Source organism: Mixta intestinalis (assembly GCF_009914055.1).
Lineage (GTDB): Bacteria > Pseudomonadota > Gammaproteobacteria > Enterobacterales > Enterobacteriaceae > Mixta > Mixta intestinalis.
Window position 1 is genome coordinate 3,713,268 of sequence record NZ_CP028271.1, and the last position, 26,467, is coordinate 3,739,734.

Annotated in this window: 25 protein-coding genes; 15 read left to right on the forward strand and 10 right to left on the reverse strand. The window is 53.8% G+C overall.

Annotated features, from left to right (window positions below; genetic code table 11):
* The 8 genes from rbsK to budA form a co-directional block, all read right to left on the reverse strand.
* Positions 1 to 930 (reverse strand): ribokinase, encoded by a 930-nt coding sequence (gene rbsK / locus C7M51_RS17285; protein ID WP_160622796.1) that lies wholly within the window; start codon positions 928 to 930, stop codon positions 1 to 3.
* Between the two features lie 60 nt (positions 931 to 990).
* Complete coding sequence (rbsB, locus tag C7M51_RS17290; RefSeq protein WP_425280981.1) at positions 991 to 1,872, reverse strand: ribose ABC transporter substrate-binding protein RbsB; 882 nt, start codon at positions 1,870 to 1,872, stop codon at positions 991 to 993.
* A 23-nt stretch (positions 1,873 to 1,895) separates the two neighbouring features.
* The gene (gene rbsC, locus C7M51_RS17295) at positions 1,896 to 2,867 is read right to left on the reverse strand and encodes a ribose ABC transporter permease (protein ID WP_160622797.1); all 972 of its coding nucleotides are present in this window, start codon (positions 2,865 to 2,867) and stop codon (positions 1,896 to 1,898) included.
* Positions 2,864 to 4,375 (reverse strand): ribose ABC transporter ATP-binding protein RbsA, encoded by a 1,512-nt coding sequence (gene rbsA / locus C7M51_RS17300; RefSeq protein WP_160622798.1) that lies wholly within the window; start codon positions 4,373 to 4,375, stop codon positions 2,864 to 2,866. The genes rbsC and rbsA overlap by 4 nt, the downstream gene beginning before the upstream one ends.
* Before the next feature lie 7 nt (positions 4,376 to 4,382).
* Positions 4,383 to 4,802, reverse strand: a complete 420-nt coding sequence (gene rbsD, locus C7M51_RS17305) for a D-ribose pyranase (protein ID WP_160622799.1) — start codon at positions 4,800 to 4,802, stop codon at positions 4,383 to 4,385.
* 167 nt (positions 4,803 to 4,969) lie between these two features.
* Positions 4,970 to 5,743 carry a (S)-acetoin forming diacetyl reductase gene (locus C7M51_RS17310; protein WP_160622800.1) on the reverse strand — a complete coding sequence of 258 codons (774 nt, stop codon included), beginning with the start codon at positions 5,741 to 5,743 and terminating at the stop codon, positions 4,970 to 4,972.
* A gap of 30 nt (positions 5,744 to 5,773) precedes the next feature.
* Complete coding sequence (gene alsS / locus C7M51_RS17315) at positions 5,774 to 7,450, reverse strand: acetolactate synthase AlsS (protein WP_160622801.1); 1,677 nt, start codon at positions 7,448 to 7,450, stop codon at positions 5,774 to 5,776.
* Positions 7,451 to 7,470: 20 nt separating this feature from the next.
* On the reverse strand, positions 7,471 to 8,253 hold the full coding sequence (gene budA / locus C7M51_RS17320; protein ID WP_160622802.1) for an acetolactate decarboxylase: 783 nt from the start codon (positions 8,251 to 8,253) through the stop codon (positions 7,471 to 7,473).
* 104 nt (positions 8,254 to 8,357) lie between these two features.
* On the opposite strand from budA, the gene C7M51_RS17325 reads away from it, so the two are divergent.
* Positions 8,358 to 9,269 (forward strand): LysR family transcriptional regulator, encoded by a 912-nt coding sequence (locus C7M51_RS17325; RefSeq protein WP_160622803.1) that lies wholly within the window; start codon positions 8,358 to 8,360, stop codon positions 9,267 to 9,269.
* On the opposite strand, the gene C7M51_RS17330 is transcribed toward C7M51_RS17325, so the two are convergent.
* Together C7M51_RS17330 and kup are read right to left on the reverse strand one after the other, a co-directional pair.
* Complete coding sequence (locus C7M51_RS17330) at positions 9,266 to 9,661, reverse strand: YgiW/YdeI family stress tolerance OB fold protein (RefSeq protein ID WP_160623690.1); 396 nt, start codon at positions 9,659 to 9,661, stop codon at positions 9,266 to 9,268. The two genes, C7M51_RS17325 and C7M51_RS17330, sit on opposite strands and share 4 nt — an antisense overlap.
* 126 nt (positions 9,662 to 9,787) lie before the next feature.
* Positions 9,788 to 11,656 (reverse strand): low affinity potassium transporter Kup, encoded by a 1,869-nt coding sequence (gene kup / locus C7M51_RS17335; protein ID WP_160622804.1) that lies wholly within the window; start codon positions 11,654 to 11,656, stop codon positions 9,788 to 9,790.
* 267 nt (positions 11,657 to 11,923) lie between these two features.
* Here kup and ravA point away from each other — a divergent pair, with 267 nt between their 5' ends.
* The 14 genes from ravA to atpD all read left to right on the forward strand — a co-directional run bounded on the left by ravA (position 11,924) and on the right by atpD (position 26,465).
* A complete protein-coding gene (gene ravA, locus C7M51_RS17340) occupies positions 11,924 to 13,420 on the forward strand; it encodes an ATPase RavA (protein WP_160622805.1) in 1,497 nt (498 codons plus the stop codon).
* Positions 13,417 to 14,874, forward strand: coding sequence for an ATPase RavA stimulator ViaA (gene viaA, locus C7M51_RS17345; protein ID WP_160622806.1), 1,458 nt, complete (start codon positions 13,417 to 13,419; stop codon positions 14,872 to 14,874). Before ravA ends, viaA begins: the two co-directional genes overlap by 4 nt.
* Before the next feature lie 120 nt (positions 14,875 to 14,994).
* Entirely contained in the window at positions 14,995 to 15,456 is a 462-nt protein-coding gene (gene asnC / locus C7M51_RS17350) for a transcriptional regulator AsnC (protein WP_160622807.1), read from the forward strand.
* A 156-nt stretch (positions 15,457 to 15,612) separates the two neighbouring features.
* Positions 15,613 to 16,053 (forward strand): FMN-binding protein MioC, encoded by a 441-nt coding sequence (gene mioC / locus C7M51_RS17355; protein WP_160622808.1) that lies wholly within the window; start codon positions 15,613 to 15,615, stop codon positions 16,051 to 16,053.
* 444 nt (positions 16,054 to 16,497) lie between these two features.
* On the forward strand, positions 16,498 to 18,387 hold the full coding sequence (gene mnmG / locus C7M51_RS17360; RefSeq protein WP_160622809.1) for a tRNA uridine-5-carboxymethylaminomethyl(34) synthesis enzyme MnmG: 1,890 nt from the start codon (positions 16,498 to 16,500) through the stop codon (positions 18,385 to 18,387).
* Positions 18,388 to 18,508: 121 nt separating this feature from the next.
* The gene (gene rsmG / locus C7M51_RS17365; RefSeq protein ID WP_160622810.1) at positions 18,509 to 19,126 is read left to right on the forward strand and encodes a 16S rRNA (guanine(527)-N(7))-methyltransferase RsmG; all 618 of its coding nucleotides are present in this window, start codon (positions 18,509 to 18,511) and stop codon (positions 19,124 to 19,126) included.
* 712 nt (positions 19,127 to 19,838) lie between these two features.
* Positions 19,839 to 20,222, forward strand: a complete 384-nt coding sequence (gene atpI, locus C7M51_RS17370; protein WP_160622811.1) for a F0F1 ATP synthase subunit I — start codon at positions 19,839 to 19,841, stop codon at positions 20,220 to 20,222.
* Between the two features lie 8 nt (positions 20,223 to 20,230).
* Entirely contained in the window at positions 20,231 to 21,049 is an 819-nt protein-coding gene (gene atpB, locus C7M51_RS17375) for a F0F1 ATP synthase subunit A (protein WP_160622812.1), read from the forward strand.
* Between the two features lie 49 nt (positions 21,050 to 21,098).
* The gene (atpE, locus tag C7M51_RS17380; RefSeq protein WP_108900914.1) at positions 21,099 to 21,341 is read left to right on the forward strand and encodes a F0F1 ATP synthase subunit C; all 243 of its coding nucleotides are present in this window, start codon (positions 21,099 to 21,101) and stop codon (positions 21,339 to 21,341) included.
* 112 nt (positions 21,342 to 21,453) lie between these two features.
* Positions 21,454 to 21,924, forward strand: a complete 471-nt coding sequence (gene atpF / locus C7M51_RS17385) for a F0F1 ATP synthase subunit B (protein ID WP_103060313.1) — start codon at positions 21,454 to 21,456, stop codon at positions 21,922 to 21,924.
* A 14-nt stretch (positions 21,925 to 21,938) separates the two neighbouring features.
* Entirely contained in the window at positions 21,939 to 22,472 is a 534-nt protein-coding gene (gene atpH / locus C7M51_RS17390; RefSeq protein ID WP_160622813.1) for a F0F1 ATP synthase subunit delta, read from the forward strand.
* A 14-nt stretch (positions 22,473 to 22,486) separates the two neighbouring features.
* On the forward strand, positions 22,487 to 24,028 hold the full coding sequence (gene atpA / locus C7M51_RS17395) for a F0F1 ATP synthase subunit alpha (RefSeq protein WP_160622814.1): 1,542 nt from the start codon (positions 22,487 to 22,489) through the stop codon (positions 24,026 to 24,028).
* Between the two features lie 52 nt (positions 24,029 to 24,080).
* A complete protein-coding gene (gene atpG, locus C7M51_RS17400; RefSeq protein ID WP_160622815.1) occupies positions 24,081 to 24,947 on the forward strand; it encodes a F0F1 ATP synthase subunit gamma in 867 nt (288 codons plus the stop codon).
* Positions 24,948 to 25,067: 120 nt separating this feature from the next.
* A complete protein-coding gene (gene atpD, locus C7M51_RS17405) occupies positions 25,068 to 26,465 on the forward strand; it encodes a F0F1 ATP synthase subunit beta (RefSeq protein ID WP_160622816.1) in 1,398 nt (465 codons plus the stop codon).
* Positions 26,466 to 26,467 lie beyond the last annotated feature (2 nt).

The following is a 26,467-nucleotide window of genomic DNA, read 5'->3' on the forward strand; positions in this document are numbered from 1 at the left end:
TTACCCCTGCTGCTGTAAAAAGCGGTCAATCTCTTCCCGCCAGGGCACCGACGGTTGCGCACCCGGGCGCGTTACGGCAATTGCTGCCGCCGCATGGGCAAAGCGTACCGCGTCAGGCATTGGCTGCTGCTCCAGCAACGCGGTAATCAGCGCGCCGTTAAAGGTATCTCCAGCCGCGATAGTATCTACCGCCTGTACGCGAAAACCTGGTATACGGCTGCCGTTGCCATTTTCACTCAGCCACACGCCGCGGCTTCCCAACGTAATCAGTACCTGCCCGATACCTTTTTCATGCAGCACGGCAGCGGCACGTGCGGCGTCTTCATCGCTTTTAACGGCGATACCGGTCAGCATTTCTGCTTCCGTTTCGTTGGGCGTGATCATATCCACCAGCGCCAGCAATTCATCTGACAACGAAGCGGCAGGAGCCGGGTTGAGTATCACACGTGTCTGATGCTGCCGGGCGATTTTCGCCGCCGCCAGCACGCTTTCCAGCGGTGATTCCAGCTGCATTAACAGCGCGGAGGCATCAGCAATAACCTGTTGATGCTGCATAACGACTTCAGGCGTTAACGCGGCATTCGCACCGGCATGAATACCGATACTGTTTTCACCTTCGCCATTAACGAAGATCAGCGCTACGCCGGTCGTTTCCCCTTCGATGACGGAAACCGGCGCGGTATCAATGCGATCCGCCGCCAGCTGCTGACGGATACGCTCGCCGATATCATCCGCGCCGGTACAGGCGATAAAAGCGATATTCGCCCCGCTACGTCCAGCGGCTACCGCCTGGTTCGCACCTTTTCCGCCAAAGGCGACCTGATACTGCTTCCCGATCACCGTTTCGCCGGGACGGGGAAACTGGGAGAGGTTTAAAATATGATCGGCATTAATACTGCCAAGTACAGCGAGTTTAGCGGATTGCGTCATTCGGGGTTCATCCAGAAAAGTGCGCCACCTGACGGTGGCGCGGTGCCATGCTTTTCTTTGTTATTTGGTGACCAGTTTCAGATCGACCGGATTGATAGCCTGTACTTTCTCGCCTTTTAACGCTTTATCAGCGGTCTGTACGCCTACCTGACCAATCTTTTCCGGCATCTGCGCTACGGTCGCGGCCAGTTTGCCGCCTTCAACGGCCTTAACCCCGTCTGCGGTGCCGTCGAAGCCCACGACCACCACATCAGATTTACCGGCAGTTTGCAATGCTCGTAACGCACCTAATGCCATTTCATCATTCTGCGCGAACACGGCCTGCACTTCCGGATGCGCCGTCAGCAGGTTTTGCATGACGTTCAGCCCTTTGGTGCGATCAAAGTCAGCCGGCTGGCTGGCCAGCACCTGGAATTTATGTGCTGTAGCAGCCTGCTGGAAGCCTTCGCCACGCTCACGCGCTGCGGAAGTTCCGGCGATACCCTGCAATTCAATGATCTTTGCGTTCTCACCTACTTTTTTCGCGATAAAGTCACCGGCCATTTTGCCGCCGAAACGGTTATCAGAAGCGACGTGGCTGATTACTTTGCCCTGAGATGCGACACGGTCGAGGGTAATAACCGGAATGTTCGCCTGGTTCGCCATTTTCACCGCATTGCCTACCGCATCGGAATCGGTAGGGTTGATCAGCAGCAGTTTAGCGCCGCGTACGGTAAGATCCTGCACGTTCGCCAGCTCTTTTGCCGGGTTATTCTGCGAATCCAGCACTACCAGGTTGTAACCCAGTTTATCCGCCTCTTTCTGCGCGCCATCTTTCAGCGACACGAAGAAGGGATTGTTCAATGTAGAAACCACCAGCGCAATGGTATCTTTTGCCAGCGCATTGGTGCTGAGGGTGGCGCCGAGCAATACCGCCAGTGCAGTCAGTTTGTTCATTTTCATCTTGGTATCCTTAGAGATAAGCGCTATTTACTGCTTTTGTTGTCCACCAGAACCGCCAGCAAAATCACCACCGCTTTGACGATCATCTGATAGTAGGAAGAGACGCCTAACAGGTTGAGGCCGTTGTTCAGGAAACCGAGGATCAGCGCGCCGATCAACGTTCCCATAATGCGGCCTTTACCGCCCGCCAGGCTGGTGCCACCCAGCACTACCGCCGCGATAGCATCCAGCTCATAGCCAGTACCTGCCGTTGGCTGCGCTGAAGAAAGACGCGCCACTTCGATAGTGCCCGCCAGCGCCGCCAGCATGCCGCTCAGCGCATAAACGATAATTTTAACGCGATTAACGTTGATCCCTGAGAGACGCGTTGCCGCTTCGTTGCCACCCAGCGCGTAGATATAACGGCCCAGGCGGGTATGGTGCAGCATGTACCAGGCGGCGAGGAACACAACAGCCATCAACCAGACCGGTGTCGGGATACCCAGCGGACGTCCAATACCGAACCAGCCGAAGAGATCGGCATTATCGCTGAATCCGGTATTTACCGGACTGCCGTTGGTATAAACCATGGTGACGCCGCGCAGCAACAGCATCATGACCAGCGTCGCGATAAACGCCTGCACCTTACCTTTTGCCACAATGGTGCCGGTAATCGCGCCGATAAACGCCCCCAGCACCAGAGCGGCGGCTACGGCCACCAGCGCATTAACCTCAACACCAACGATCGAGGCCGCCACCGCGCCGGTCAGCGCCAGCAGCGAACCCACCGAGAGATCGATACCAGAAGTCAGGATAACCAGCGTCATCCCTACCGCCATAATGGCGTTGACCGAAGTCTGTTGCAGAATATTGAACAGATTGTTGACGGTAAAAAAGTGTGGGCTCTGGCTGGCGACAACCGCAATCAGCACAATCAGAGCAATCAGCGATTTCTGCTCCATCAGCCAGGCTTTGCTGAACCAGCGGCGACGGGCCGGTATAGTTTGCGTACTCATAAATGTGCTAACTCCTCGGTGCTTTGCTTACCTACGGCGGCGGCCATCAGAACCTCCTGCGTGGCCTGTTCAATGGAAAACTCGCCGCTCAGGCGGCCTTCATGCATAACCAGAATGCGATCGCTCATTCCCAGCACTTCCGGCATTTCGGACGAAACGAGAATGATGCTCAGCCCTTCTTCTTTAAACTGGTTGATCAGCTGGTAAATCTCTTTCTTCGCACCGACATCCACGCCGCGCGTCGGCTCATCGAGAATCAGCACGTTCGGGCGCGTCATCAGCCCACGCGCAATAGCTACTTTCTGCTGATTACCGCCGGAGAGCAGGCCAATAGTCTGATCCATGCCGGGCGTTTTAACGTTAAACAGGCGAATAAAATCGCTTACCGCCAGCTGTTCGGCGCTGTGCTTCAGCCCTCCCCCGCGACGGCTAAAATAGTGCAGCGCGGTAAGCGACATGTTCTCTTTTACCGACATCCCCAGCACCAGGCCATCACGCTTACGGTCTTCAGAGATATAAACGATGCCGTTTACCAGACCATCCTGCGGCGAGCGGATATTCACCTCGCTTCCGTTCAGCACAATCCGCCCTGCGCTATGCGGCAACGCACCGTACAGCACCTTCATCAGTTCAGTACGCCCGGCACCCATCAAGCCCGCCACACCGAGAATCTCACCTTTACGCAGGGTAAAACTGACATCGTTGATACCCGATCCGCTAAGGTGCTCTACCTTCAGGCAAACTTCGCCCGGTGCCTTATCCAGCCGTGGATATTGATCTTCCAGTTTACGCCCTACCATCATCTCGATAAGCGAAGCCTCGGTGAGCGTATCGACGCTGCGCTCGGCGATAAACTGACCGTCACGAAATACCGTCACGTCATCACAGATTTCAAAAATCTCTTTCATGCGATGAGAGATATAAACAATGCCGCATCCCTGCGCCTTGAGCTCGTTAATCACGCGGAACAGAGAGAGCGTTTCGGTATCGGTAAGCGCATCGGTAGGCTCATCCATCACAATTACTTTCGACTCAAAACTGAGCACCTTGGCGATTTCCACCATCTGCTGATCGCCGATTGAGAGATCGCCCACCAGCCGATGGCTGGTAAAGCGGAGGTTCAGCCGTTTCAGCAGCGCATCCGCTTCGGCATACATTTTTTTCCAGTCGATACGGCCAAAACGGTTAACAAACTCGCGGCCCAGGAAGATGTTCTCCGCAATAGAGAGCTGCGGTATCAGGTTTAGCTCCTGATGAATAATGCCGATGCCCGCCTCCTGCGAAGCTTTCGGCCCGCTGAAATGAGTCTCTTCTCCCAGCCATTTCAACGAACCGGCGTCGCGGCTGTAGATGCCGGTCAGCACTTTCATCATGGTGGATTTACCCGCGCCGTTTTCGCCCACCAGCGCCATTACGCGCCCCGGATAGACAGAGAGCGAAGCGCCGTTAAGCGCCTTAACGCCGGGGAAGGATTTTTCAATACCGGTCAGTTGCAGTAACGGTTGCATGGCAGCCTCAGAAGGTCACGCCAGCGGTCAGGATGATATTCGCATAGGGCGTACATTCCCCGCTGCGCACCACCGCCTGGCTCCGTTGCGTTAAAGTTTTAAATTGCTCGTGCGGCACATAGTCGATACGGATAGCATTGCCCTGCTGCTGCTGTAGCGATTCCAGCAGGACAAGCAGCTCCTGATGAAGGCTGGCATTATGCGTGCGAATTTCATCGGCAATGATCACGCTCTCTACCTGCATTTCATGCGTGACGGCCTTTGCAACCTGCAAAAAGCTGGGAATGCCGTGCGTAACGGCCAGATCGATACGTTGCGGTCCTGGTGGAATCGGCAAACCGGCATCGCCAATAGTCAGGCTGTCGGTATGACCAAGGCGGGAAATGACCGAGGAAACTTCGGCGTTAAGTAGAGTACCTTTTTTCATTATACGCTCCTGAGCGAAACGTTTCGCTGGCGGGAGTTTCAGAAAATTCGGGTAACAAGACAACAGGCAGCTAACGAATTTGTGATCGCTATCGAAACGTTTCGCTGACGGAGGGGAGAAAACGCATCAGAAGAAAAACGGGCCCTTGCAGGCCCGCAGGAAAAATATTAACGGAAGACCATGCCACCATCGATAAGCAGCGCCTGACCGGTCATATAGTCGGAGTCAGGACCGGCAAGGAAGGCGACACAGTTAGCCACATCTTCCGGCTCAGAGAGACGGCCCAGCGTAATGCGTTTGGCAAACTCAGCGGTACCGTAGCCTAAAGGCTGGCCCGCCGCGGTAGAGATCTGGCGGTCAATCTCTTCCCACATTGGCGTTTTAACAATCCCAGGGCAGTAGGCATTAACGGTAATACCCAACGGAGCCAGATCGCGTGCTGCCGTTTGCGTCAGACCGCGCACCGCAAATTTACTGGAGCTATACACCGCCAGTTCAGGGTTACCCACATGACCAGCCTGAGAAGAGGCGTTGATAATTTTGCCGCCGTGGCCCAGCGCTTTGAAAACTTTTACTGCGGCCTGGATGCCCCAGATCACGCCTTTTACGTTAATGTTGTAAACTTTATCGACAATTTCCGGCGTAATATCTTCAATCAGCGTGGTCGGTGCCACGCCAGCGTTATTGACGATAACATCAAAGCCGCCCAGCTGCTGCTGCGTTTGATCTACCGCTGCAAAAACCTGATCGCGGTCAGAGACGTCGGTCTGAATCGCAATCGCTTTACCGCCCTGACGGTTAATCTCTTCGGCAACCTGACGAGCCGTTTCAATGTTGTAATCGACCACGGAGACCGCAAACCCATCTTTCGCCAACCGCAGCGCGATAGCTTTCCCGATGCCCTGACCGGAACCGGTCACTAATGCAACTTTGCTGTTCATAACTGCTCCTGGTTGAGTGATAAAAAATCTTTACAAAATCTGGCTCAGATGCAACTGCCCCATCAGTTTCGGGTTGTCGGCGTAATCCACCGGCACCGCAACCACCGCAGGCCCCTGAACATCCATCGCCTGACGCAGAATTGGCTCCAGCTGGTCGGCACTTTCTACCGCAAAACCAGCGGCACCAAAGGCTTCAGCGTAGGCTTTGAAATCGATTGGTCCGAAGTTCACGCCGGAAAGGCGCTGATACTTCTGTTCTTCCTGGATCGCAACCATGTTGTAAGCGTTGTCGACCCAGATAATGTGCAGCACATTTGCCCCCAGACGTACCGCCGTTTCCAGCTCCATGCTGGACTGCATAAAGCCGCCATCGCCTGATACCGATACCACTTTGCGGCTCGGATCCACCAGCCAGGCACCGATAGCCCACGGCAGCGCCACGCCCATGGTTTGCTGACCATTTGAGATCATGATCTGACGAGCCCGGAAACTATAAAGATAGCGTGCAATCCAGATATGGAAACTTCCCATATCAACGGTGAGCGTGACATCACTATTAATGATGTCCTGCATTGCCCGCACAATACGCAGCGGATGCAGCGCAAACTGGTTCAGCTGGTGGCCGCGCATCGCCAGCAGCTCACGCTGATGGTGACGATCTTTAAGAATTTCCGCAGACTCAGGACTGAGGTGCAGCGGTGAATCAATGCGCTCGGCAAGCTTATCCAGCGTGGAGGCGATATCCCCGATCAGCTCGGCGTCCGGCTGATAACAGTTGTCGGTTTCCGCAGGCAGCACATCGATATGCACCAGTTCAGCAGAGCCACTGTTCCATTTAGCCGGTTCATATTCCACCGGGCTGTAGCCAATGGTGATAATCAGATCGGCCTGACGCAGCAGGCGATCGCCCGCCTGGTTATTAAACAGACCGACACGGCCTGCGAAGCGGGTAATATGCGTTTGTGAAACCGCGCCCGCCGCCTGATAGGTGCTGGTAACCGGAATATGGCTGCGCTCCAGCAGACGATGCAACGCCTTCGCGTTATGCGGCTGGCTGGCCATCAGGCCCAGCAGAATCACCGGATTTTTGGCTTTAGCGATTTTATCGGCCACGGAATGAATAGCGCTATCAGGCGCGGATCCGAGCAGCAGATCGCCGGAAGGCGACAGCACATTACCGCATACCGGGCCGTCCACAATATCCTGCGGCAGACTGACAAACGATCCACCAGGACGTCCCATCTCCGCATAGCGGAAAGCGTTGGCAATGATTTCGCCCAGCGCATCCGGCGCGCCTACTTCGACAGAATATTTGGTGACCGGGCGGAACATGCCAACGGTATCCATGCTCTGGTGAACCAGCTTGGCGCTGTCAGCGCGTTTTACCGCCCCACCCAGCGCAACGACAGGATCGCCCTCTGAGGTGGCGGTCGCCATACCGGTAATCAGGTTGGAACAGCCTGGGCCGGAAGTTACCAGCGCCACGCCCGCTTTACCGGTCAGTCGCCCTACGGCTGCCGCCATAAACGCCGCGTTTGCCTCATGGCGAACCGGGATGGTCTGAATGGAAGAATCCACCAGCGAATCGTAAACTTTGTCTACTTTAGCGCCCGGAATGCCAAACACCTGTTTAACGCCCTGCGCCTCAAGCTGGGCAACAATTAAATCGGCACCGTGCGCCCATTCTTTTTGTATATCGCTTTTCATGGTTTCTCCTGTGGCGAGGTTTAGCTTTCTACGGCGCGGATAGCGCTGTCGAGATCGGCTGGATTAAGATTTGCCTGTAAAAAATCGCGATGTTCAGGCAAATCGACCACCAGTTTGCTGATGGCACCGAAAGTGAGTACGCCGGATGTCAGGCTATAGTTGAGTACGTGCCCGCCGCCCTGACGATTGTCAGTTATAAAATGTTCGTGATAGCCCGCTACGTTGATGCCCTGCATGTACTGCGGGGTGCGGAAACCGATCAGCACGCCATCACGCTGGTCAAAGTGGAAAGTGGGCTGTTGTTCTACCGCTTCCATCATCGGCTTATAAGGGCGATGCTGGCACGGTACGGTGCGCGTCTCTACCTGATGGAAACGCCCATCGATACGCAACGCGCAAAATTGGTTATCCGAAGCGATCAGGCTGTCGATAACGGCATGAACTTCATCGCGACTGGCGGGGCCATCGAAACGATGCTGGTACTGCGGCTGGAAAAAGGTCATCACCGCAAACGGTGTACGCTGTTCCGGGCGTGCCGCGTTAGCACTACCGTCGGCGCGTAGCTGGTAGACTTTGCTATTGAAAGCAATCATCTCTCCGTCGAGATGATTAAAGGTTCCCAGGCCAAAATCGCCTTTTTTCAGCAGGTCAGCGATCGTGGTAGAACCTTCATAAACACCGCTCAGCAGGGCGCTCATTAATGAGGTCTGATAGATTACGCTTTCTGGCTGGTCTTTACGCATAGCAGTAACAGTTTCAGCCAGTTCCTTCTCGCATAAACAATCAGTTACAGAATGAGTCATAAAACACCCTCTGTTTAAATGGTTAATACTGATTAACTATATGTTGACTCGATTCAGTGCGAGGATCCAATATAGAAAGCTCTTCACTTTGAGACGTTTTAGATATGGAACTACGCTATCTGCGTTATTTTGTCGCCGTGGCGCAAACGCGTAACTTCACGCGTGCGGCAGAAATGCTCGGTATCTCTCAGCCGCCGCTAAGTCAGCAAATATTGCGTCTGGAGCGTGAGATAGGTACGCCGCTGCTGAAGCGGCTGTCGCGCGGCGTTGAGCTGACCGAAACCGGAGAGGCGTTTTATCAGGATGCCTGCCAGATTCTCGATTTAACGGGACATGCGCTGGAGAAGGCGAAAGGCATTGCACGTGGCGTAACCGGAAAACTTTCGCTGGGTTTTGCCAGCTCGGTCGCCTTTCATCAGGATATTTTTGATCTGCTGCATCGCTTTCAACAGCAGTTTCCGGGGGTTACGCTGCTGCCGCGTGAGGCGAGCATGGCGACGCTGATGCAGGATTTACAGGAGGGATTGCTGGATGCTGCCTTTGTGCGTCTGCCCTGTGAAACCAGCAAATCTTTTCATCTGAAGCTGATCGCCAGCGAAGCGATGCGCATTGTCTTACCCGTCTCGCATCCACTAAACGCGCAGCAAGAGATTCGTCTGTCACAGTTGAGCGACACGCCGATGGTGATCTTTCCGCGGGAAGTGGCGCCAAGCCTGTATGAGTCAATCATCAGCGCCTGCATACGGGCGGGATTTCAGCCGCGGACCAACGCCCAGGCACCGCAAATTTCGTCAGCTATCGGTATGGTTGCCGCTGGATTTGGCTTTGCGCTGGTGCCCGAATCGCTCTGTTGCGTAACGATGCCGGGCATCCGTTTTCATCCCTGCGCCGAAGCGTCGCTGACCACCGATATCGCGCTGGCGTGGCGACGCTGGGACCGTTCACCCACGATACAGCATCTGCTGGAAACGCTGGCGCAACAGCTGAACGAGAAAGGTACAGAAGCTGAGGATTAGCCTTTAAGTTTACGCACCTGTTTGACTTCCAGCTGCGCATCGTTAAAGGCTTTATCCAGCTCTCCCTGAAGTTCGACATTATCGCCAGGGGCAACGCTCTGACCTTTCCAGGCTGCATCATCAATCTCTACCGACAGCGTGCCGGTTTTATCACGGAACAGGTAGTTATCGTCGCTGAGACGCTTCTCAATATGACCGCGTACCGTTACCCAGCTGTCATCCTTCATCGCTTTCGCTTCTTTTACCGTTACAACATTGTGCGGTTCTTTAAACCCGCTCTGTTGCGCTTCGGTCTGCGGCGCGTTCGGATCGACGAAACCCCCGCTCTGCGCCGCCAGGGACGGTAGGGTAAACAGCGCAAGAATCGCCATTGCTGTAGCATGCTTTTTCATCATATTTCCCTCTTCTGGCAAATAATCTCAATCAACAGCTCTAAGTACAGCACAGAGTTCTCGTCTGGATCGTGTTAACGGCACTTTTTTATCGCCAGCCTTTAACGCTGGCTCACGCTTTGTGGCTTAAATTTCCACCTGAGTCCCCAGCTCGATAACCCGGTTAGGCGGGATTTCAAACTGATCGGGCGCGCGCAGAGCATTACGCTGTAGCGCAAGGAACAGCTTGCCACGCAGATGCAAATACCACGGGCGTTTACCGATAATCAGCGATTCATGCGACATAAAGAATGAGGTTTCCATCATCCGACAGTTCAGCCCTTCCAGCCCGCAGCGATGGAAAATTTCTTCCATATTCGGCGTCTCTCGCCAGCCGTAGCTGGCAACCACGCGCCAGAACGTCGGTGATAGCTGTTCAATGGTAACGCGACGGACATTATGGACGTATGGCGCATCTTCGGTGCGCAGCGTCAGCAGCACCACCCTTTCATGCAGCACCTTGTTATGCTTCAGGTTATGCAGCAGCGCAAAGGGAATGACGTTCAGCGCACGTGACATATAAACCGCAGTGCCCGGCACGCGAACCGGCGGCGATTTCTCCAGAGAGGTGATCATTGCATCCAGCGAATTGCCGTGCTCATGCATCCGGCGCAGCAGGCGAAAACGCTCGCTTTTCCAGGTGGTCATGATCAGGAACATCGTCAGGCCGAGGCAGATTGGCAGCCAGCCACCGGTGAAAATCTTCATCAGGTTAGCTGAGAAGAGCGGAATATCGATGCAGAGCAGCGCCACCAGAATAACGCCCACCAGCAGCCGGTTCCAGTGCCAGTTCTTTATCGCAACGGTACATACCAGAATGGAGGTCAGAATCATGGTGCCGGTTACGGCAATCCCGTAAGCCGCCGCCAGATTGCTGGAGTGTTCGAAACTGATGATGACAATCAACACCGCGTAGTAAAGCAGCCAGTTAATTACTGGAATATAGATCTGGCCCGACTCTTCTTCTGAGGTATGAATAATACGCATCGGCGGCAGATAGCCCAGGCGTACCGCCTGACGGGTAAGGGAGAAAACGCCGGAAATCACCGCTTGCGAGGCGATAACCGTCGCCAGGGTAGCAAGGATCAGCATCGGAATCAGCGCCCAGTCCGGTGCCAGTAAAAAGAAGGGATTCTTAATCGCCTCAGGATGTTTCAGCAGCAGCGCCCCCTGGCCAAAGTAGTTCAGCACCAGCGAAGGGACAACTACGCTAAACCAGGCCAGACGAATCGGCGTTTTACCGAAGTGGCCCATATCCGCATAGAGCGCCTCCACGCCGGTAATTGCCAGCACCACCGAACCGAGCGCGAAGAAGGAGATCTGCTTATATTCCAGGAAGAAATGTATTGCCCAGGCGGGATTCAGCGCCTGCAAGACTTCCGGGTTATGGAAAATACTACGGGCACCCAGTACGGCCAGCACGGTAAACCACAGCAGCATCACCGGCGCGAACAGCTTACCCACCATGCCGGTGCCGTGCTTTTGAATCACAAACAGCAACGTCAGCACCGTAATCGATAGCGGCACGATATAGGGATCGAGCGACGGCGCGGCGATTTCCAGGCCTTCTATCGCCGACATCACCGAGATAGCAGGCGTAATCACCACTTCGCCATAAAAGAAACTGCCTCCGATCAGACCCATAATCACCAGGATGGCGGTGGCTTTGCCGCCGGTATTGCGTCCGGCCAGTGACATCAGCGTCAGGATACCGCCCTCGCCGGCGTTATCGGCGCGCATCACGTAGCTGATATATTTCAGCGACACCACCAGGATCAGCAGCCAGAATATTAATGATAAGAAGCCAAACACGGCGTCACGCTCTACGCCAAAACCAAACTGTCCGGACAGACATTCGCGTAAGGTATAAAGCGGGCTGGTGCCGATATCCCCGTAAACCACACCAATTGCTGCCAGCGTGACAGCGCCAAGCGGCTGCTTCTTGTCAGAACTCATAATGTCATCTTTTGTTGGAGCGCAGCGACGCATACGCGCGCACGGCTCAGGCCATCAAAAAGCGCACAGTATGCCTAAATTTATATAAAAGCCCACCCCCGAAGCAGCGGGAAGCTTTGATAATCATTGGCAATAAAAGCGCTGCTTCACCCTTTCATGATAAAAAAGCTGACGGCTATCAAAGCTTTCAAGCATGATAGCCCGTAGTGTTTGCGCCCGCCGATCGGGTTAATGCGTGTGCAGTAGTAACAGGATAATTGACTGATTATGGCTCAACCACATTTACTGGCGGAAAGAATTTCACGTCTCAGCAATGCGTTAGAAAAAGGCCTGTATGAGCGACATCATGCGATACGCCTCTGTCTGCTCGCCGCGCTCAGTGGAGAAAGCGTTTTTCTGCTGGGGCCGCCGGGCATCGCCAAAAGCCTGATAGCCCGTCGACTGAAGTATGCCTTCCAGCATGCGCGGGCCTTTGAGTATCTGATGACGCGTTTTTCCACGCCGGAGGAAGTTTTTGGTCCTCTTTCCATTCAGGCGCTAAAAGATGAAGGGCGCTATCAACGACTCACCAAAGGCTACCTTCCCGATGCAGAGATCGTCTTCCTGGATGAGATCTGGAAAGCGGGCCCGGCCATTCTGAATACCCTCCTTACCGCCATCAACGAACGCCGCTTTCGCAACGGCGACACGGAAGAAAGCATCCCAATGCGTCTGCTGGTAGCCGCCTCTAACGAGCTTCCCGAAACGGACAGCGGCCTGGAGGCACTGTATGACCGGATGCTAATTCGCCTGTGGCTGGACAACGTCCATGAAAAGCATAACTTCCGCAATATGCTTCTCCACCAGCAGGATGACAATGCTAATCCGGTAGAGAGCACGCTCTGTATTACAGATGAAGAGTATCAGCAATGGCAGGCCAGCATCAGCCAGGTTGCCCTGCCGGAGTCGGTGTTTGAACTGATTTATCAGCTGCGTCAGCGGCTGGAGGTACTGCCAGAAGCACCTTATATTTCCGATCGCCGCTGGAAAAAGGCCCTCCATCTGTTACAGGCCAGCGCTTTTTTCAGTGGCCGACAGGCGATCGCCCCGGTAGATCTGATTCTGCTGAAAGATTGCCTCTGGCACGATCTGCCTTCCATGACATTACTGGATCGGGAAATCGATAGCCTGATCACCCAGCAGGCGTGGCAGCAGCAACCGATGCTGATCGCGCTACAGCGGATTAAAGCGCGTCGTCTGGCGCTTTCTCAACAGCAAAGTCTCGATCGGGCAGTTAAGCTGGAAAAGCATGGCGGCATGTTTAGCCGCAAAGCACACTATGAGCTGCCAGCCTCGCTGCGCGACGATTCGCTGACGCTGATGCTGCAACAGCCGCTGACGCTGCACGATATCCAGGTAACTCATGTGGTGATAATGCGTGACGCGTTGCAGCAGTGGCTACAGAAAGGCGGCGAAGTGCGCGGCAAACTGAACGGCATCGGTTTTGCCCAGACACTGGATATACAAATAGACAGCAGTGACTGTCTGACGCTGCGTGATATCAGCCTGCAATCCTCCCGCCTAGCGCTGCCGGCTGAACTTAGCAATGAAGCTCTGCCGGCTGAAATTAGCGATGCGCTGGACGCGCTGGAAATCCAGCTGCGAGCGCAACGGACACTGTTCAACCAGCATCAGCGTTGCCTGTTTATCAGCGATGACTGGCTGGCGCGTATTGAAAACAGCCTACAGGATGTGGCTGAGCAGCTGAAAAAAGCCAGACAATGATTTCGCTGGATACCATAAGCACCTTACTGTCGATAAGCCAGAGTCAGCTGGTTGAAGATCTGGCTATCACACTGCTGGCATCGCCGCAGCTGGTGCTGTTTTTCGAAAAATTTCCCGGCATGAAGAAGTCTCTGCTGCGCGATCTGCCTTACTGGAAGGCGGAAGCAGGAGAAGACCTGAAAGCCACGCCGGTGCCGGAAGCGCTGAAGCAGGAGTTTCGCCTGTTTCAGCATCATCAAACGCTGAGCCTGAGCGCATTTACCCGGACGCTTCCCTCTTTACTGGCCGAGCTGGAACGCCTTGCCTCTCCCTTTAGCGAGCAGGCCCAGACGTTAACGGCACACAGCGAGAACCAGCTTAGTCCGGCGCAGCATACGCTGTTCCTGCAGCGCTGGCGGCTTAGCCTGACGCTGCAAACCATGACGTTAAATGAACATCTGCTGGAGCAACAGCGGGAAAAATTGCTGGCCGAGCTGCAACAGCGTATGGCGCTGAGCGGGCAGCTGGCACCCTTGCTGTCGGAAAACGATGAAACTTCGGCAGGACGCCTGTGGGATCTGAGCGCCGCGCCGCTACAGCACGATGACTATCAGCAGCTGGTGGAATATGGTGAATTTCTTGCCGGACAGCCGGAGCTGATGAAGCTGGCGCAGCAGCTGGGCCGCAGCCGGGATGCTAAATCAGCCCCGGCGCAGGAGGCACCGCCGGAAACCTTTCGTCAGCCGGTACATCAGCCCGATAACGTCCCGGAAGAGGTTAACGGCCTGCATCAAAGTGAAGATGTGTTGCGCCTGCTGCCTACCGAGCTGGCAACGCTTGGCATCAGCGAGCTGGAACTGGAGTTCTACCGGCGACTGGTGGAGAAGCGGCTGCTGACCTATCGTCTACAGGGAGAAAGCTGGCATGAAAAGGTGATACAGCGACCGGTCAGCCATCAACAGCAGCAGCCTTACCCCAAAGGTCCGTTTATTATCTGCGTTGATACTTCAGGCTCAATGGGCGGCTTTAACGAACGCTGCGCGAAAGCATTTTGTCTGGCGCTGCTGAAAATCGCGCTGGCCGACAAGCGCCGCTGTTATGTCATGCTGTTTGCCCATCAGGTGATTGGCTATGAGCTGACGGCAGAAGATGGTATCGCGCAGGCGATTCGCTTCCTCAACCAGCGATTCCGCGGCGGCACCGATCTTGCCGCCTGCCTGGATACGGTACTGCAACGGCTACAGCGCGAAGCGTGGCGCGAGGCGGATGCGGTGATCGTCTCTGACTTTATCGCCCAGCGATTGCCGGAACCGCTTATTAAATCGGTTCACCACCAGCAACAACATCAGCAACAGCGCTTCCATGCTGTCGCCATGTCAGCGCACGGCAAGCCAGGCATTCTGCGTATTTTCGATCATATCTGGCGTTTTGATACCAGCCTGCGGCAGCGCCTGCTGCGCCGCTGGAAACGTTGAACCAGCCTCTGCAGCTTTGCCTTTGCAATCTTTTCCGGCAAAGGTAGGATGCCTTTATGCTGACGGAGCATGATGCTCCGGTCAGCCATCCCCTTCCGTTAGCCAAAAGTGGAGCGAAACGTGGCAGAAACGCTACAACTCGATAATCTGGATCGCGGGATCCTTAATGCGCTGCTGGATAATGCCCGTACCGCCTACGCTGAACTGGCCAAGCAATTTAACGTCAGCCCCGGCACCATTCATGTCCGCGTGGAGAAAATGCGTCAGGCTGGCATCATTAAGGGCACGCGCGTGGAAATCGATCCCCGGCGACTGGGCTATGACGTTTGTTGCTTTATCGGCATTATTTTAAAGAGCGCGCGTGACTATCCGGCAGCTCTCGCCAGACTGGAAGAACTGGATGAGGTGGTTGAGGCCTGGTATACCACCGGACACTACAGCATTTTCATTAAGGTGATGTGCCGCTCCATCGATGCGCTTCAGCAGGTGCTGATTAACAAGATCCAGACCATTGACGAAATTCAGTCAACGGAAACGCTGATCTCGCTGCAAAACCCGATCATGCGCACCATCAAGCCATGATCTGTGCATAAAGTTATCCTCCTCGTGGTGCCGCTTGCTAAAAGCGGATCCACCTGGTCTCCCGTCATTCATCATCTTGTTTTCCACAGGTAGATCCCAGCCTGATCACAGCGTACAATGCCCGCTCTTGATAACAGCACGTTGCAGGATCGCACAATGGCAGATATCACCCTTATCAGCGGCAGCACTCTGGGTAGTGCAGAATATGTAGCAGAGCATCTGGCGGATAAGCTGGAAGAAGCAGGCCTGACAACCGAGACGCTGCACGGGCCGTCTCTGGAAGAGCTGCCTTTACAGGGCGTATGGCTGGTGGTCAGCTCTACACATGGTGCAGGTGAACTGCCTGATAACCTTCAGCCGCTTTATGATGAGCTGGAACAGCTGCGCCCCGATCTCTCCGGTTTGCGTTTCGGCGCTATCGGCATTGGCAACCGCGAATACGATCTCTTTTGCGGCGCGATCAAACATATTGACCGTTTGCTTATCGCGCTCGGTGCACAGCGCATCGGTGAAAGACTGGAAATTAACGTACTGGAACATGAGATCCCGGAAGATCCGGCTGAGGCCTGGCTGGAAAACTGGCGACCTTTGCTCTAGATCGTCCGATCGCGGCTGGGATCACCACGCTTTTTTCGGTTGATCCCCAGCAGATTCTTCTCTTTTTTATATCTGGATCCTGTGCAAACTTGTGGATAACCATGCTAAATACGGTCTGATAACCGGTAGTTATCCCAAGTATAACCCGTGATGCTTTTTTGCTCTGTGTATAACTCGCCATTTCGATCCCAGCTTATACGGATCAGGATCACCGATCATTCACAGTAAACGATCCTGATCAACCGCCTGATAATCCATGCAAAAATCAGCTTATCCACAGAAACAGGCGATCCTAATAAGAGATCTAACAAAGAGATCCTTTAAAGAATAAGATCTTTCTTTTAATTACCCGACGATCCCGGCGCTTTCGTCATGCCATGAATTTGAGTAGAATCCACGCCCCAGGGCAACGATCCCTGATCGAACACTAACGAGGTACTTCCCATGTTTTATCCCGATCCTTTTGACGTCATCGTCATTGGCGGTGGTCATGCAGGCACAGAAGCCGCAATGGCCGCAGCGCGGATGGGTCAACAAACGCTGCTGTTAACCCATAACATCGATACGCTTGGACAAATGTCCTGCAATCCGGCGATCGGCGGCATCGGAAAGGGACATCTGGTGAAAGAAGTGGATGCGATGGGCGGCCTGATGGCCAGCGCGATCGATCGTGCCGGCATCCAGTTTAGGATACTAAACGCAAGCAAAGGGCCTGCCGTACGCGCCACTCGCGCTCAGGCTGACCGGGTGCTTTACCGTCAGGCGGTACGCACTGCGCTGGAGAACCAGCCGAACCTGATGATCTTTCAGCAGGCGGTAGACGATCTGATTGTGGAAAACGATCGTGTCGTTGGTGCCGTTACCCAGATGGGGCTGAAGTTTCGTGCACGCGCCGTTGTGCTGACGGTTGGCACTTTCCTTGATGGTAAAATTCATATCGGTCTTGATAATTACAGCGGTGGGCGTGCGGGCGATCCGCCTTCCATTCCGCTGGCTCGTCGTTTGCGCGAACTGCCGTTGCGCGTTAGCCGACTGAAAACCGGTACGCCGCCGCGTATCGACGCTCGCACCATCGACTTCAGCGTGCTTGCGCCTCAGCATGGCGACAACCCGATGCCGGTGTTCTCGTTTATGGGCGATGTATCGCAGCATCCGCAGCAAATGCCCTGCTACATCACCTACACCAATGAGCAGACTCATGAGGTGATCCGTAATAATCTCGATCGCAGCCCGATGTATGCTGGTGTGATCGAAGGGATTGGCCCGCGCTACTGTCCGTCGATCGAAGATAAAGTGATGCGCTTTGCCGATCGCAACGCTCACCAAATCTTCCTTGAGCCGGAAGGATTAACCAGCAACGAAATTTATCCGAACGGCATCTCCACCAGCCTGCCGTTTGATGTGCAGATGCAGATTGTGCGCTCGATGAAAGGGATGGAAAACGCCAAAATCGTTCGTCCCGGTTATGCTATCGAGTATGATTTCTTCGATCCGCGTGACCTGAAACCGACGCTGGAAAGTAAATTTATTCAGGGCCTGTTCTTTGCCGGACAAATCAACGGCACTACTGGCTATGAAGAGGCGGCGGCGCAGGGCATGCTGGCTGGTCTGAATGCCGGACGTCTCTCTGCCGACAAAGAAACCTGGGCACCGCGTCGCGATCAGGCTTACCTTGGTGTGCTGGTGGACGATCTTTGTACGCTCGGCACTAAAGAGCCGTACCGTATGTTTACCTCACGCGCTGAATATCGCCTGATGCTGCGTGAAGATAACGCCGACCTGCGTCTGACAGAAACCGCCCGTGAGCTGGGCCTGGTCGATGATGCCCGCTGGGCGCGCTTCAACCAGAAGCTGGAAAATATCGAACGTGAGCGTCAGCGCCTGCGTGATATTCACGTGCATCCGAAGTCAGATGATATTGAGACGGTCAACGCCGCGCTGAATACGCCACTGACCAAAGAGGCAAGCGGCGAAGATCTGCTGCGTCGTCCGGAAATGACCTATGCACGTCTGGTGACGCTCAACGGTTTTGGCCCGGCGCTGGCCGATGAGCAGGCGGCGGAACAGGTTGAGATTCAGGTGAAATATGAAGGGTACATTGCGCGTCAGCAGGAAGAGATTGAACGCCAGCTGCGCAATGAGAATACCCTGTTGCCGATCGATCTGGATTACCGCAACGTTAGCGGACTGTCGAACGAAGTGATCGCCAAGCTGAACGATCACAAACCGGGATCTATTGGTCAGGCATCACGTATTTCCGGCATCACGCCAGCCGCAATTTCTATTCTGCTGATTTACCTGAAGAAACAGGGATTGCTGCGTAAAAGCGCATAATCACAGGGCGATATCCGCCCTGACTCTGTCGCCGGTCAGCTTGTGCTGTCCGGCTGGCAGCTGACCTGTATTTCATGTTTTGCGCATCGGTACTAACCGCCTTTAGTGACTGGAAGACGTTGTGATAAATAAACTCACTCAGCTGCTCAGCGCAGCCAATATTTCTCTGTCCGATCAGCAAAAACAGCAGCTGGTGGGTTACGTTGAGCTGCTGCATAAATGGAATAAAGCCTACAACCTGACGTCGGTACGCGATCCGCAGGAGATGCTGGTGCGTCACATCCTCGACAGTATCGTGGTCAATCCGTGGCTGGAAGGGGAGCGCTTTATCGATGTCGGTACGGGGCCGGGCCTGCCGGGAATTCCTCTGGCGATAGTGCGTCCACAGGCGCATTTCACTCTGCTGGACAGCCTGGGCAAGCGCGTACGCTTCTTACGACAGGTGCAGTTTGCTCTGGGTCTGACTAACGTTGAGCCAGTACAGAGCCGTGTTGAAGCCTTTAATGCGGAGCCGCCTTTTGATGGCGTTATCAGTCGTGCTTTTGCTTCATTGAGCGACATGGTGAACTGGTGCCATCATTTACCGGCGGTGCAGGGCCGTTTTTATGCTCTGAAAGGACAACGCCCTGACGATGAGATCGCTGCGCTACCGTTACAGTTTCACGTAACCGATATTGTGGCGTTAAAGGTTCCTGAGCTGGAAGGGGAACGTCATCTGGTGACTATTCAGAAATGTTGATTGTTTTGCCACCAGCGTGACGGTGGCAAAGCGATAATTTTGACGGTTTAATTGGTGGAAAAGTGACCGTTTAAACCCTCTTTTTTCATGTCTTAGCCGAATAATTATTGTTGCAATAGAGGCAAAATCAGGCGCGGAAATTATCTGAAACTTCTGGTAGTATTTAACTTTATATTCACAAAATATTATCACTGATTTTACTTAACAAAAAAAGAATTCGACAATAATGCGTAACGCAGAGAAATAGTGCGGCCTAATCACGCGCCGTAAGACGCGATATTTTGGCTATATAAGTTTTCAACAGGATGTCAAACTGCCCTTTTTATCGTCATTTGCAGGAAAAAAGACAATTTCCTTGTTTAACATCATGAGTTCAAACGTTTTTACCCGGCCTTTCGCTCAATTAGCTAAGACAAATCCTGAACACTATATCATCATCATATTAATGAATTGTGATCTATCGCACGCTTTATGAGCGTAAATTTGACGGAAATGTTGTACTCGGTACGGCGTAATTTGCACTTCAGATTTTTAAAAAATAGGGCTGTGGAAAGAAATTTAAATAATTGTTCACCTTTTCGCTACTTATCGATTGAAATCGCAGGTGCGGCCCGTATAATTTGCTCGTTTTTTGCTGCTTGACTCAAAAGAGCAAAGGCAGTTTTATACGACACGCGACATACCCCGAACGGGGCAGGAGAGTTTCAGCGTCATGTCAGTGTCTCTTTACAGTGTGAAATTAGCCCGAACGGTGCTGCTGTGGCAGCTGGCGACTCTGTTCGTTATCGGCGCGATCTTTTTTGCCTTTAAAGATATTACGTGGGGCGCATCTGCTATCGCTGGTGGGCTGGCAGCCTGGCTGCCAAACGTGTTGTTTGTGATTTTGGCCTGGCGCCTGGGCGCACAAGCACCGGCTAAAGGGCGTATTGCCTGGAGTTTTGCGCTCGGCGAAGCGCTGAAAGTGTTTGTCACCATTTTTTTGCTCATTCTGGCGCTGGGTGTGCTTGATGCGGTGTTTATGCCGGTCGGGCTGACCTGGTTATCGGTGCTGGTGGTTCAGATTGTTGCACCGGCTGTAATTAACAACAAAGGGTAAGAGGCATCATGGCTGCAGGAGAAATCTCTACTCCGCAAGATTACATAGGTCACCACCTGAGTAACCTTCAGTTGGACCTGCGTACTTTCGAGCTGGTGAATCCGCACGACGCTCCGGCGACGTTCTGGGTATTAAATATTGATTCCATGTTTTTCTCCGTGGTGCTGGGTCTGATTTTCCTGGTGCTGTTCCGTAAGGTAGCCAACAGCGTTACCAGCGGCGTGCCGGGGAAATTGCAGGCAGCTATTGAGATGGTGGTGGGTTTCGTTGACGGCAATGTCCGCGATATGTACCACGGTAAAAGCAAACTTATCGCCCCGCTGGCGCTGACCATTTTCGTCTGGGTTTTCCTGATGAACTTTATGGATCTGCTGCCAATCGATTTCCTGCCATATATCGGCGAGCATGTGTTCGGTCTGCCAGCGTTACGCGTGGTACCGTCCGCTGACGTTAACGTCACGCTCTCCATGGCACTGGGCGTCTTTATTTTGATCCTGTTCTACAGCATCAAAATGAAAGGTGTTGGTGGTTTTGCTAAGGAGCTGACCCTGCAACCCTTTAACCATCCGCTTTTCATTCCCATCAACTTAATCCTTGAAGGGGTAAGCCTGCTGGCCAAACCGGTTTCTCTCGGTCTGCGACTGTTCGGCAACATGTATGCGGGTGAACTGATCTTTATCCTGATTGCGGGTCTGTTGCCGTGGTGGTCACAGTGGGTTCTGAGTGTGCCATGGGCCATTTTCCACATCCTGATCATTTCGCTACAGGCTTTCATTTTCATGGTCTTGACGATTGTCTATCTGTCGATGGCATCCGAAGAGCATTGATTTTTTAATAACACTACTGCGTTTTAACTGAAACAAACTGGAGACTGTCATGGAAAACCTGAATATGGATCTGCTGTACATGGCTGCCGCTGTGATGATGGGCCTGGCGGCAATCGGTGCTGCGATCGGTATCGGCATCCTCGGAGGTAAATTCCTGGAAGGCGCTGCGCGTCAGCCGGATCTGATTCCTCTGCTGCGTACGCAGTTCTTTATTGTTATGGGTCTGGTGGATGCTATCCCGATGATCGCTGTAGGTCTGGGTCTGTACGTGATGTTTGCCGTCGCGGGTTAAGCGGCCAAACACGAGTTCATCGGCCTGGCGTTAACCGTCAGACGATGAGCAGATTCTGCAGGTTGTCTATGATAACGGCAGAGTAAGTTAACTTAACGAGAGGCATTGTGCTGTGAACCTTAACGCAACAATCCTCGGCCAGGCCATCGCGTTCGTCCTGTTTGTCCTGTTCTGCATGAAGTACGTATGGCCGCCGATTATGGCTGCCATCGAAAAGCGCCAGAAAGAAGTCGCTGAAGGCCTTGCTTCTGCAGAACGCGCCAAAAAAGATTTGGATCTTGCACAGGCAACTGCGACCGACCAGCTGAAAAAAGCGAAAGAAGAAGCTCAGGTTATTATCGAGCAGGCGAACAAACGCCGCGCTCAGATCCTGGACGAAGTGAAAGCTGAAGCTGAGCAGGAACGTAACAAGATCGTGGCACAGGCGCAGGCGGAAATTGACGCTGAGCGTAAACGTGCACGTGAAGAGTTGCGTAAGCAAGTCGCGATGCTGGCCGTGGCCGGCGCCGAGAAAATCATCGAACGTTCCGTGGATGAAGCTGCTAACAGCGACATCGTAGATAAACTGGTCGCTGAACTGTAAGGAGGGAGGGGCTGATGTCTGAACTAATCACTGTAGCTCGCCCCTACGCCAAAGCAGCTTTTGACTTTGCCGTTGAGCATCAAAGCATCGACCGTTGGCAGCAAATGCTGGCGTTCGCTGCAGAAGTCGCTCGCAACGAACAGATGGCCGAATTGATTTCCGGTGCGATGGCACCGGAAACGTTAGCCGCCTCGTTCATCGCAGTCTGTGGTGACCAACTCGACGAAGCAGGTCAGAACCTTATCAAGGTTATGGCGGAAAATGGACGTCTGTCCGCGCTGCCAGCCGTACTGGAGCAGTACATTCAACTGCGTGACGCCTGGGAGGCGACCGCTGAAGTTGAAGTCATCTCTGCCAGTGCGCTGAGCGACGAGCAGCTGACCAAAATCAGCGTCGCAATGGAAAAGCGTCTGTCACGCAAAGTTAAGCTGAATTGCAAAATCGATAAGTCTGTAATGGCAGGCGTTATCATCCGAGCGGGTGATATGGTCATTGATGGCAGTATTCGTGGCCGTCTTGAGCGTCTGGCAGACGTCTTGCAGTCTTAAGGGGACTGGAGCATATGCAACTGAATTCCACCGAAATCAGCGAACTGATCAAGCAGCGCATTGCTCAGTTCAATGTCGTGAGCGAAGCTCACAATGAAGGTACTATCGTTTCCGTCAGCGACGGCATCATTCGCGTACACGGCCTGGCCGATGTTATGCAGGGTGAAATGATCGCGCTGCCGGGCAACCGTTACGCTATCGCTCTCAACCTGGAGCGCGACTCCGTAGGTGCGGTAGTCATGGGTCCTTACTCTGACCTCGCCGAAGGCATGAAGGTTAAATGTACTGGCCGTATTCTGGAAGTACCGGTTGGCCGTGGCCTGCTGGGCCGCGTGGTTAACACCCTGGGTGAAGCTATCGACGGTAAAGGTCCGGTTGAGCATGACGGTTTCTCTCCGGTCGAAGTTATCGCGCCGGGCGTTATCGAGCGTCAATCCGTTGACCAGCCGGTTCAGACTGGCTACAAATCTGTCGATGCGATGATTCCAATCGGCCGTGGCCAGCGTGAGCTGATCATCGGTGACCGTCAGACCGGTAAAACCGCGCTGGCAATCGATGCCATCATCAACCAGCGTGATTCCGGCATTAAGTGCGTCTACGTCGCTATCGGCCAGAAAGCGTCCACCATTGCTAACGTGGTGCGTAAACTGGAAGAGCACGGCGCGCTGGCTAACACCATCGTGGTGGTTGCGTCCGCTTCTGAATCTGCTGCGCTGCAATACCTGGCACCTTATGCAGGTTGCGCCATGGGTGAATACTTCCGTGATCGCGGCGAAGATGCACTGATTGTTTATGATGACCTGTCCAAGCAGGCCGTTGCTTATCGTCAGATTTCTCTGCTGCTTCGTCGTCCACCTGGACGTGAAGCGTTCCCTGGCGACGTGTTCTACCTCCACTCCCGTCTGCTGGAACGTGCTTCTCGTGTCAACGCTGAATATGTTGAAGCCTTTACCAAAGGTGAAGTGAAAGGTAAAACCGGCTCGCTGACCGCCCTGCCGATCATCGAAACGCAGGCGGGTGACGTTTCCGCGTTCGTTCCGACCAACGTAATCTCCATTACCGATGGTCAGATCTTCCTGGAATCAAACCTGTTCAACTCCGGTATTCGTCCGGCTGTTAACCCGGGTATCTCCGTATCCCGTGTTGGTGGTGCTGCACAGACCAAGATCGTCAAGAAACTGTCCGGTGGTATTCGTACCGCGCTGGCACAGTATCGTGAACTGGCGGCGTTCTCTCAGTTCGCTTCCGATCTGGATGATGCAACCCGTAAACAGCTGAGCCATGGTCAGAAAGTGACCGAGCTGCTGAAACAGAAACAGTATGCTCCGATGTCCGTTGCCCAGCAGGGTCTGGTGCTGTTTGCTGCTGAACGTGGTTACCTGAACGACGTCGAACTGGCGAAAATCGGTAGCTTTGAAGCTGCGCTGCTGGCGTATGCCGATCGCGAACATGCCGAGCTGATGCAGGAAATCAACCAAACTGGTAACTACAACAACGAAATCGAAGAGAAGCTGAAAGGCATCCTCGAAACGTTTAAAGCAACCCAGTCCTGGTAATGTCTGGCGGCTTGTCTGAAAAGGCAGGCCGCAAGGCTTTGAGGAGAAGCTAATGGCCGGCGCAAAAGAGATACGTAACAAGATCGGAAGCGTAAAAAATACGCAGAAGATCACTAAAGCGATGGAAATGGTCGCCGCCTCCAAAATGCGTAAAACGCAGGAACGCATGGCGGCCAGCCGTCCGTATGCAGAAACCATGCGCAAAGTGATTGGTCACATTGCGTTGGGTAATCTGGAATACAAGCACCCTTACCTGGAAGAGCGCGACGTTAAGCGCGTCGGCTATTTGGTCGTTTCTACCGACCGCGGGCTTTGTGGTGGTTTGAACATTAACCTGTTCAAAAAATTGCTGGCAGAGATGAAAACCTGGTCTGATAAAGGCGTCCAGAGCGATCTGGCGATTATCGGTTCCAAGGGGCTGGCTTTCTTCGGTTCTGTTGGCGGCAATGTCGTGGCGCAGGTGACCGGTATGGGCGATAACCCATCCCTGTCTGAGCTGATTGGCCCGGTAAAAGTTATGCTACAGGCCTATGACGAAGGTCGTCTCGACAAGCTGTATGTGGTCAGCAACAAATTTAACAACACCATGTCCCAGACGCCAACCATTACTCAACTGCTGCCGTTACCGCCAGCGGAAGAGGAAGAAGAGTTGAAGCGTAAAACCTGGGATTATCTGTACGAACCGGATCCGAAATCGCTGCTGGATACCCTGCTGCGTCGTTATGTCGAATCACAGGTTTATCAGGGTGTTGTAGAAAACCTGGCCAGCGAACAGGCCGCGCGTATGGTGGCGATGAAAGCGGCGACCGATAACGGCGGCAACCTGATCAAAGAGCTGCAGTTGGTGTACAACAAGGCTCGTCAGGCCAGCATCACCCAGGAACTTACCGAGATCGTCTCGGGGGCCTCCGCGGTTTAACCAGGTATACCCCGTCGTTGTCGCGGCCCTTCCGCCGCCACAGCGAGTTGCGCATCAGGCGCTGACTTCGCCGTAGGGACAACGACAATGGGTAGAAACGAATTAGGTAGAGGATTCAAGATGGCAACTGGAAAGATTGTCCAGATCATCGGCGCCGTAGTTGACGTCGAGTTCCCTCAGGACGCTGTACCACAGGTGTACAACGCCCTTGAGGTTAAAAATGGTGATGCGCGTCTGGTGCTGGAAGTGCAGCAGCAGCTGGGCGGCGGCGTAGTACGTACTATCGCTATGGGTACTTCCGACGGCCTGAAACGCGGCCTCGAAGTTACCGACCTTAAGCAGCCGATTCAGGTTCCGGTAGGTAAAGCTACCCTGGGCCGTATCATGAACGTGCTGGGCGAGCCGATCGATATGAAAGGCGAGCTGAAAGAAGAAGACGGCAGCGACGTGGTGCACTGGTCTATTCACCGTGCAGCGCCTACTTACGAAGAGCTCTCCAGCTCTACTGAGCTGCTGGAAACCGGCATCAAGGTTATCGACCTGATTTGTCCGTTCGCTAAGGGCGGTAAAGTTGGTTTGTTCGGCGGTGCGGGCGTAGGTAAAACCGTAAACATGATGGAGCTGATCCGTAACATCGCGATCGAGCACTCCGGTTATTCTGTATTCGCAGGCGTGGGCGAACGTACCCGTGAAGGTAACGACTTCTACCACGAAATGACAGAATCCAACGTACTGGATAAAGTTTCCCTGGTGTATGGTCAGATGAACGAGCCGCCGGGCAACCGTCTGCGCGTAGCATTGACTGGCCTGACTATGGCGGAAAAATTCCGTGATGAAGGCCGTGACGTACTGCTGTTCGTCGATAACATCTATCGTTATACCCTGGCGGGTACAGAAGTATCAGCGCTGCTGGGTCGTATGCCTTCCGCAGTAGGCTATCAGCCAACGCTGGCGGAAGAGATGGGTGTGCTGCAGGAGCGTATTACCTCCACCAAGACTGGTTCTATCACCTCCGTACAGGCCGTTTACGTTCCTGCGGATGACTTGACTGACCCGTCTCCAGCGACCACCTTCGCCCACCTTGATTCTACCGTTACCCTGAGCCGTCAGATTGCTTCTCTGGGTATCTACCCGGCCGTTGACCCGCTGGATTCCACCAGCCGTCAGCTGGATCCGCTGGTTGTTGGTCAGGAACATTACGATACCGCGCGTGGCGTGCAGTCTATTCTGCAGCGTTACCAGGAACTGAAAGACATTATCGCCATCCTTGGTATGGACGAGCTGTCTGAAGACGACAAACTGCTGGTGGCTCGTGCGCGTAAAATTCAGCGCTTCCTGTCTCAGCCGTTCTTCGTGGCAGAAGTGTTCACCGGTTCTCCGGGTAAATACGTATCGCTGAAAGACACCATCCGTGGCTTCAAAGGTATTATGGACGGTGAATTTGACCACCTGCCAGAACAGGCCTTCTACATGGTTGGTTCCATCGACGAAGCCGTGGAAAAAGCGAAAAAACTGTAATT

Coding starts and splice junctions, on each gene's coding strand:
- rbsK (WP_160622796.1), bottom strand. CDS start 930: ATGACGCAATCCGCTAAACTCGCTGTACTTGGCAGTATTAATGCCGAT.
- rbsB (WP_425280981.1), bottom strand. CDS start 1,872: ATGAAAATGAACAAACTGACTGCACTGGCGGTATTGCTCGGCGCCACC.
- rbsC (WP_160622797.1), bottom strand. CDS start 2,867: ATGAGTACGCAAACTATACCGGCCCGTCGCCGCTGGTTCAGCAAAGCC.
- rbsA (WP_160622798.1), bottom strand. CDS start 4,375: ATGCAACCGTTACTGCAACTGACCGGTATTGAAAAATCCTTCCCCGGC.
- rbsD (WP_160622799.1), bottom strand. CDS start 4,802: ATGAAAAAAGGTACTCTACTTAACGCCGAAGTTTCCTCGGTCATTTCC.
- C7M51_RS17310 (WP_160622800.1), bottom strand. CDS start 5,743: ATGAACAGCAAAGTTGCATTAGTGACCGGTTCCGGTCAGGGCATCGGG.
- alsS (WP_160622801.1), bottom strand. CDS start 7,450: ATGAAAAGCGATATACAAAAAGAATGGGCGCACGGTGCCGATTTAATT.
- budA (WP_160622802.1), bottom strand. CDS start 8,253: ATGACTCATTCTGTAACTGATTGTTTATGCGAGAAGGAACTGGCTGAA.
- C7M51_RS17325 (WP_160622803.1), top strand. CDS start 8,358: ATGGAACTACGCTATCTGCGTTATTTTGTCGCCGTGGCGCAAACGCGT.
- C7M51_RS17330 (WP_160623690.1), bottom strand. CDS start 9,661: ATGAAAAAGCATGCTACAGCAATGGCGATTCTTGCGCTGTTTACCCTA.
- kup (WP_160622804.1), bottom strand. CDS start 11,656: ATGAGTTCTGACAAGAAGCAGCCGCTTGGCGCTGTCACGCTGGCAGCA.
- ravA (WP_160622805.1), top strand. CDS start 11,924: ATGGCTCAACCACATTTACTGGCGGAAAGAATTTCACGTCTCAGCAAT.
- viaA (WP_160622806.1), top strand. CDS start 13,417: ATGATTTCGCTGGATACCATAAGCACCTTACTGTCGATAAGCCAGAGT.
- mioC (WP_160622808.1), top strand. CDS start 15,613: ATGGCAGATATCACCCTTATCAGCGGCAGCACTCTGGGTAGTGCAGAA.
- mnmG (WP_160622809.1), top strand. CDS start 16,498: ATGTTTTATCCCGATCCTTTTGACGTCATCGTCATTGGCGGTGGTCAT.
- atpI (WP_160622811.1), top strand. CDS start 19,839: ATGTCAGTGTCTCTTTACAGTGTGAAATTAGCCCGAACGGTGCTGCTG.
- atpB (WP_160622812.1), top strand. CDS start 20,231: ATGGCTGCAGGAGAAATCTCTACTCCGCAAGATTACATAGGTCACCAC.
- atpE (WP_108900914.1), top strand. CDS start 21,099: ATGGAAAACCTGAATATGGATCTGCTGTACATGGCTGCCGCTGTGATG.
- atpH (WP_160622813.1), top strand. CDS start 21,939: ATGTCTGAACTAATCACTGTAGCTCGCCCCTACGCCAAAGCAGCTTTT.
- atpA (WP_160622814.1), top strand. CDS start 22,487: ATGCAACTGAATTCCACCGAAATCAGCGAACTGATCAAGCAGCGCATT.
- atpG (WP_160622815.1), top strand. CDS start 24,081: ATGGCCGGCGCAAAAGAGATACGTAACAAGATCGGAAGCGTAAAAAAT.
- atpD (WP_160622816.1), top strand. CDS start 25,068: ATGGCAACTGGAAAGATTGTCCAGATCATCGGCGCCGTAGTTGACGTC.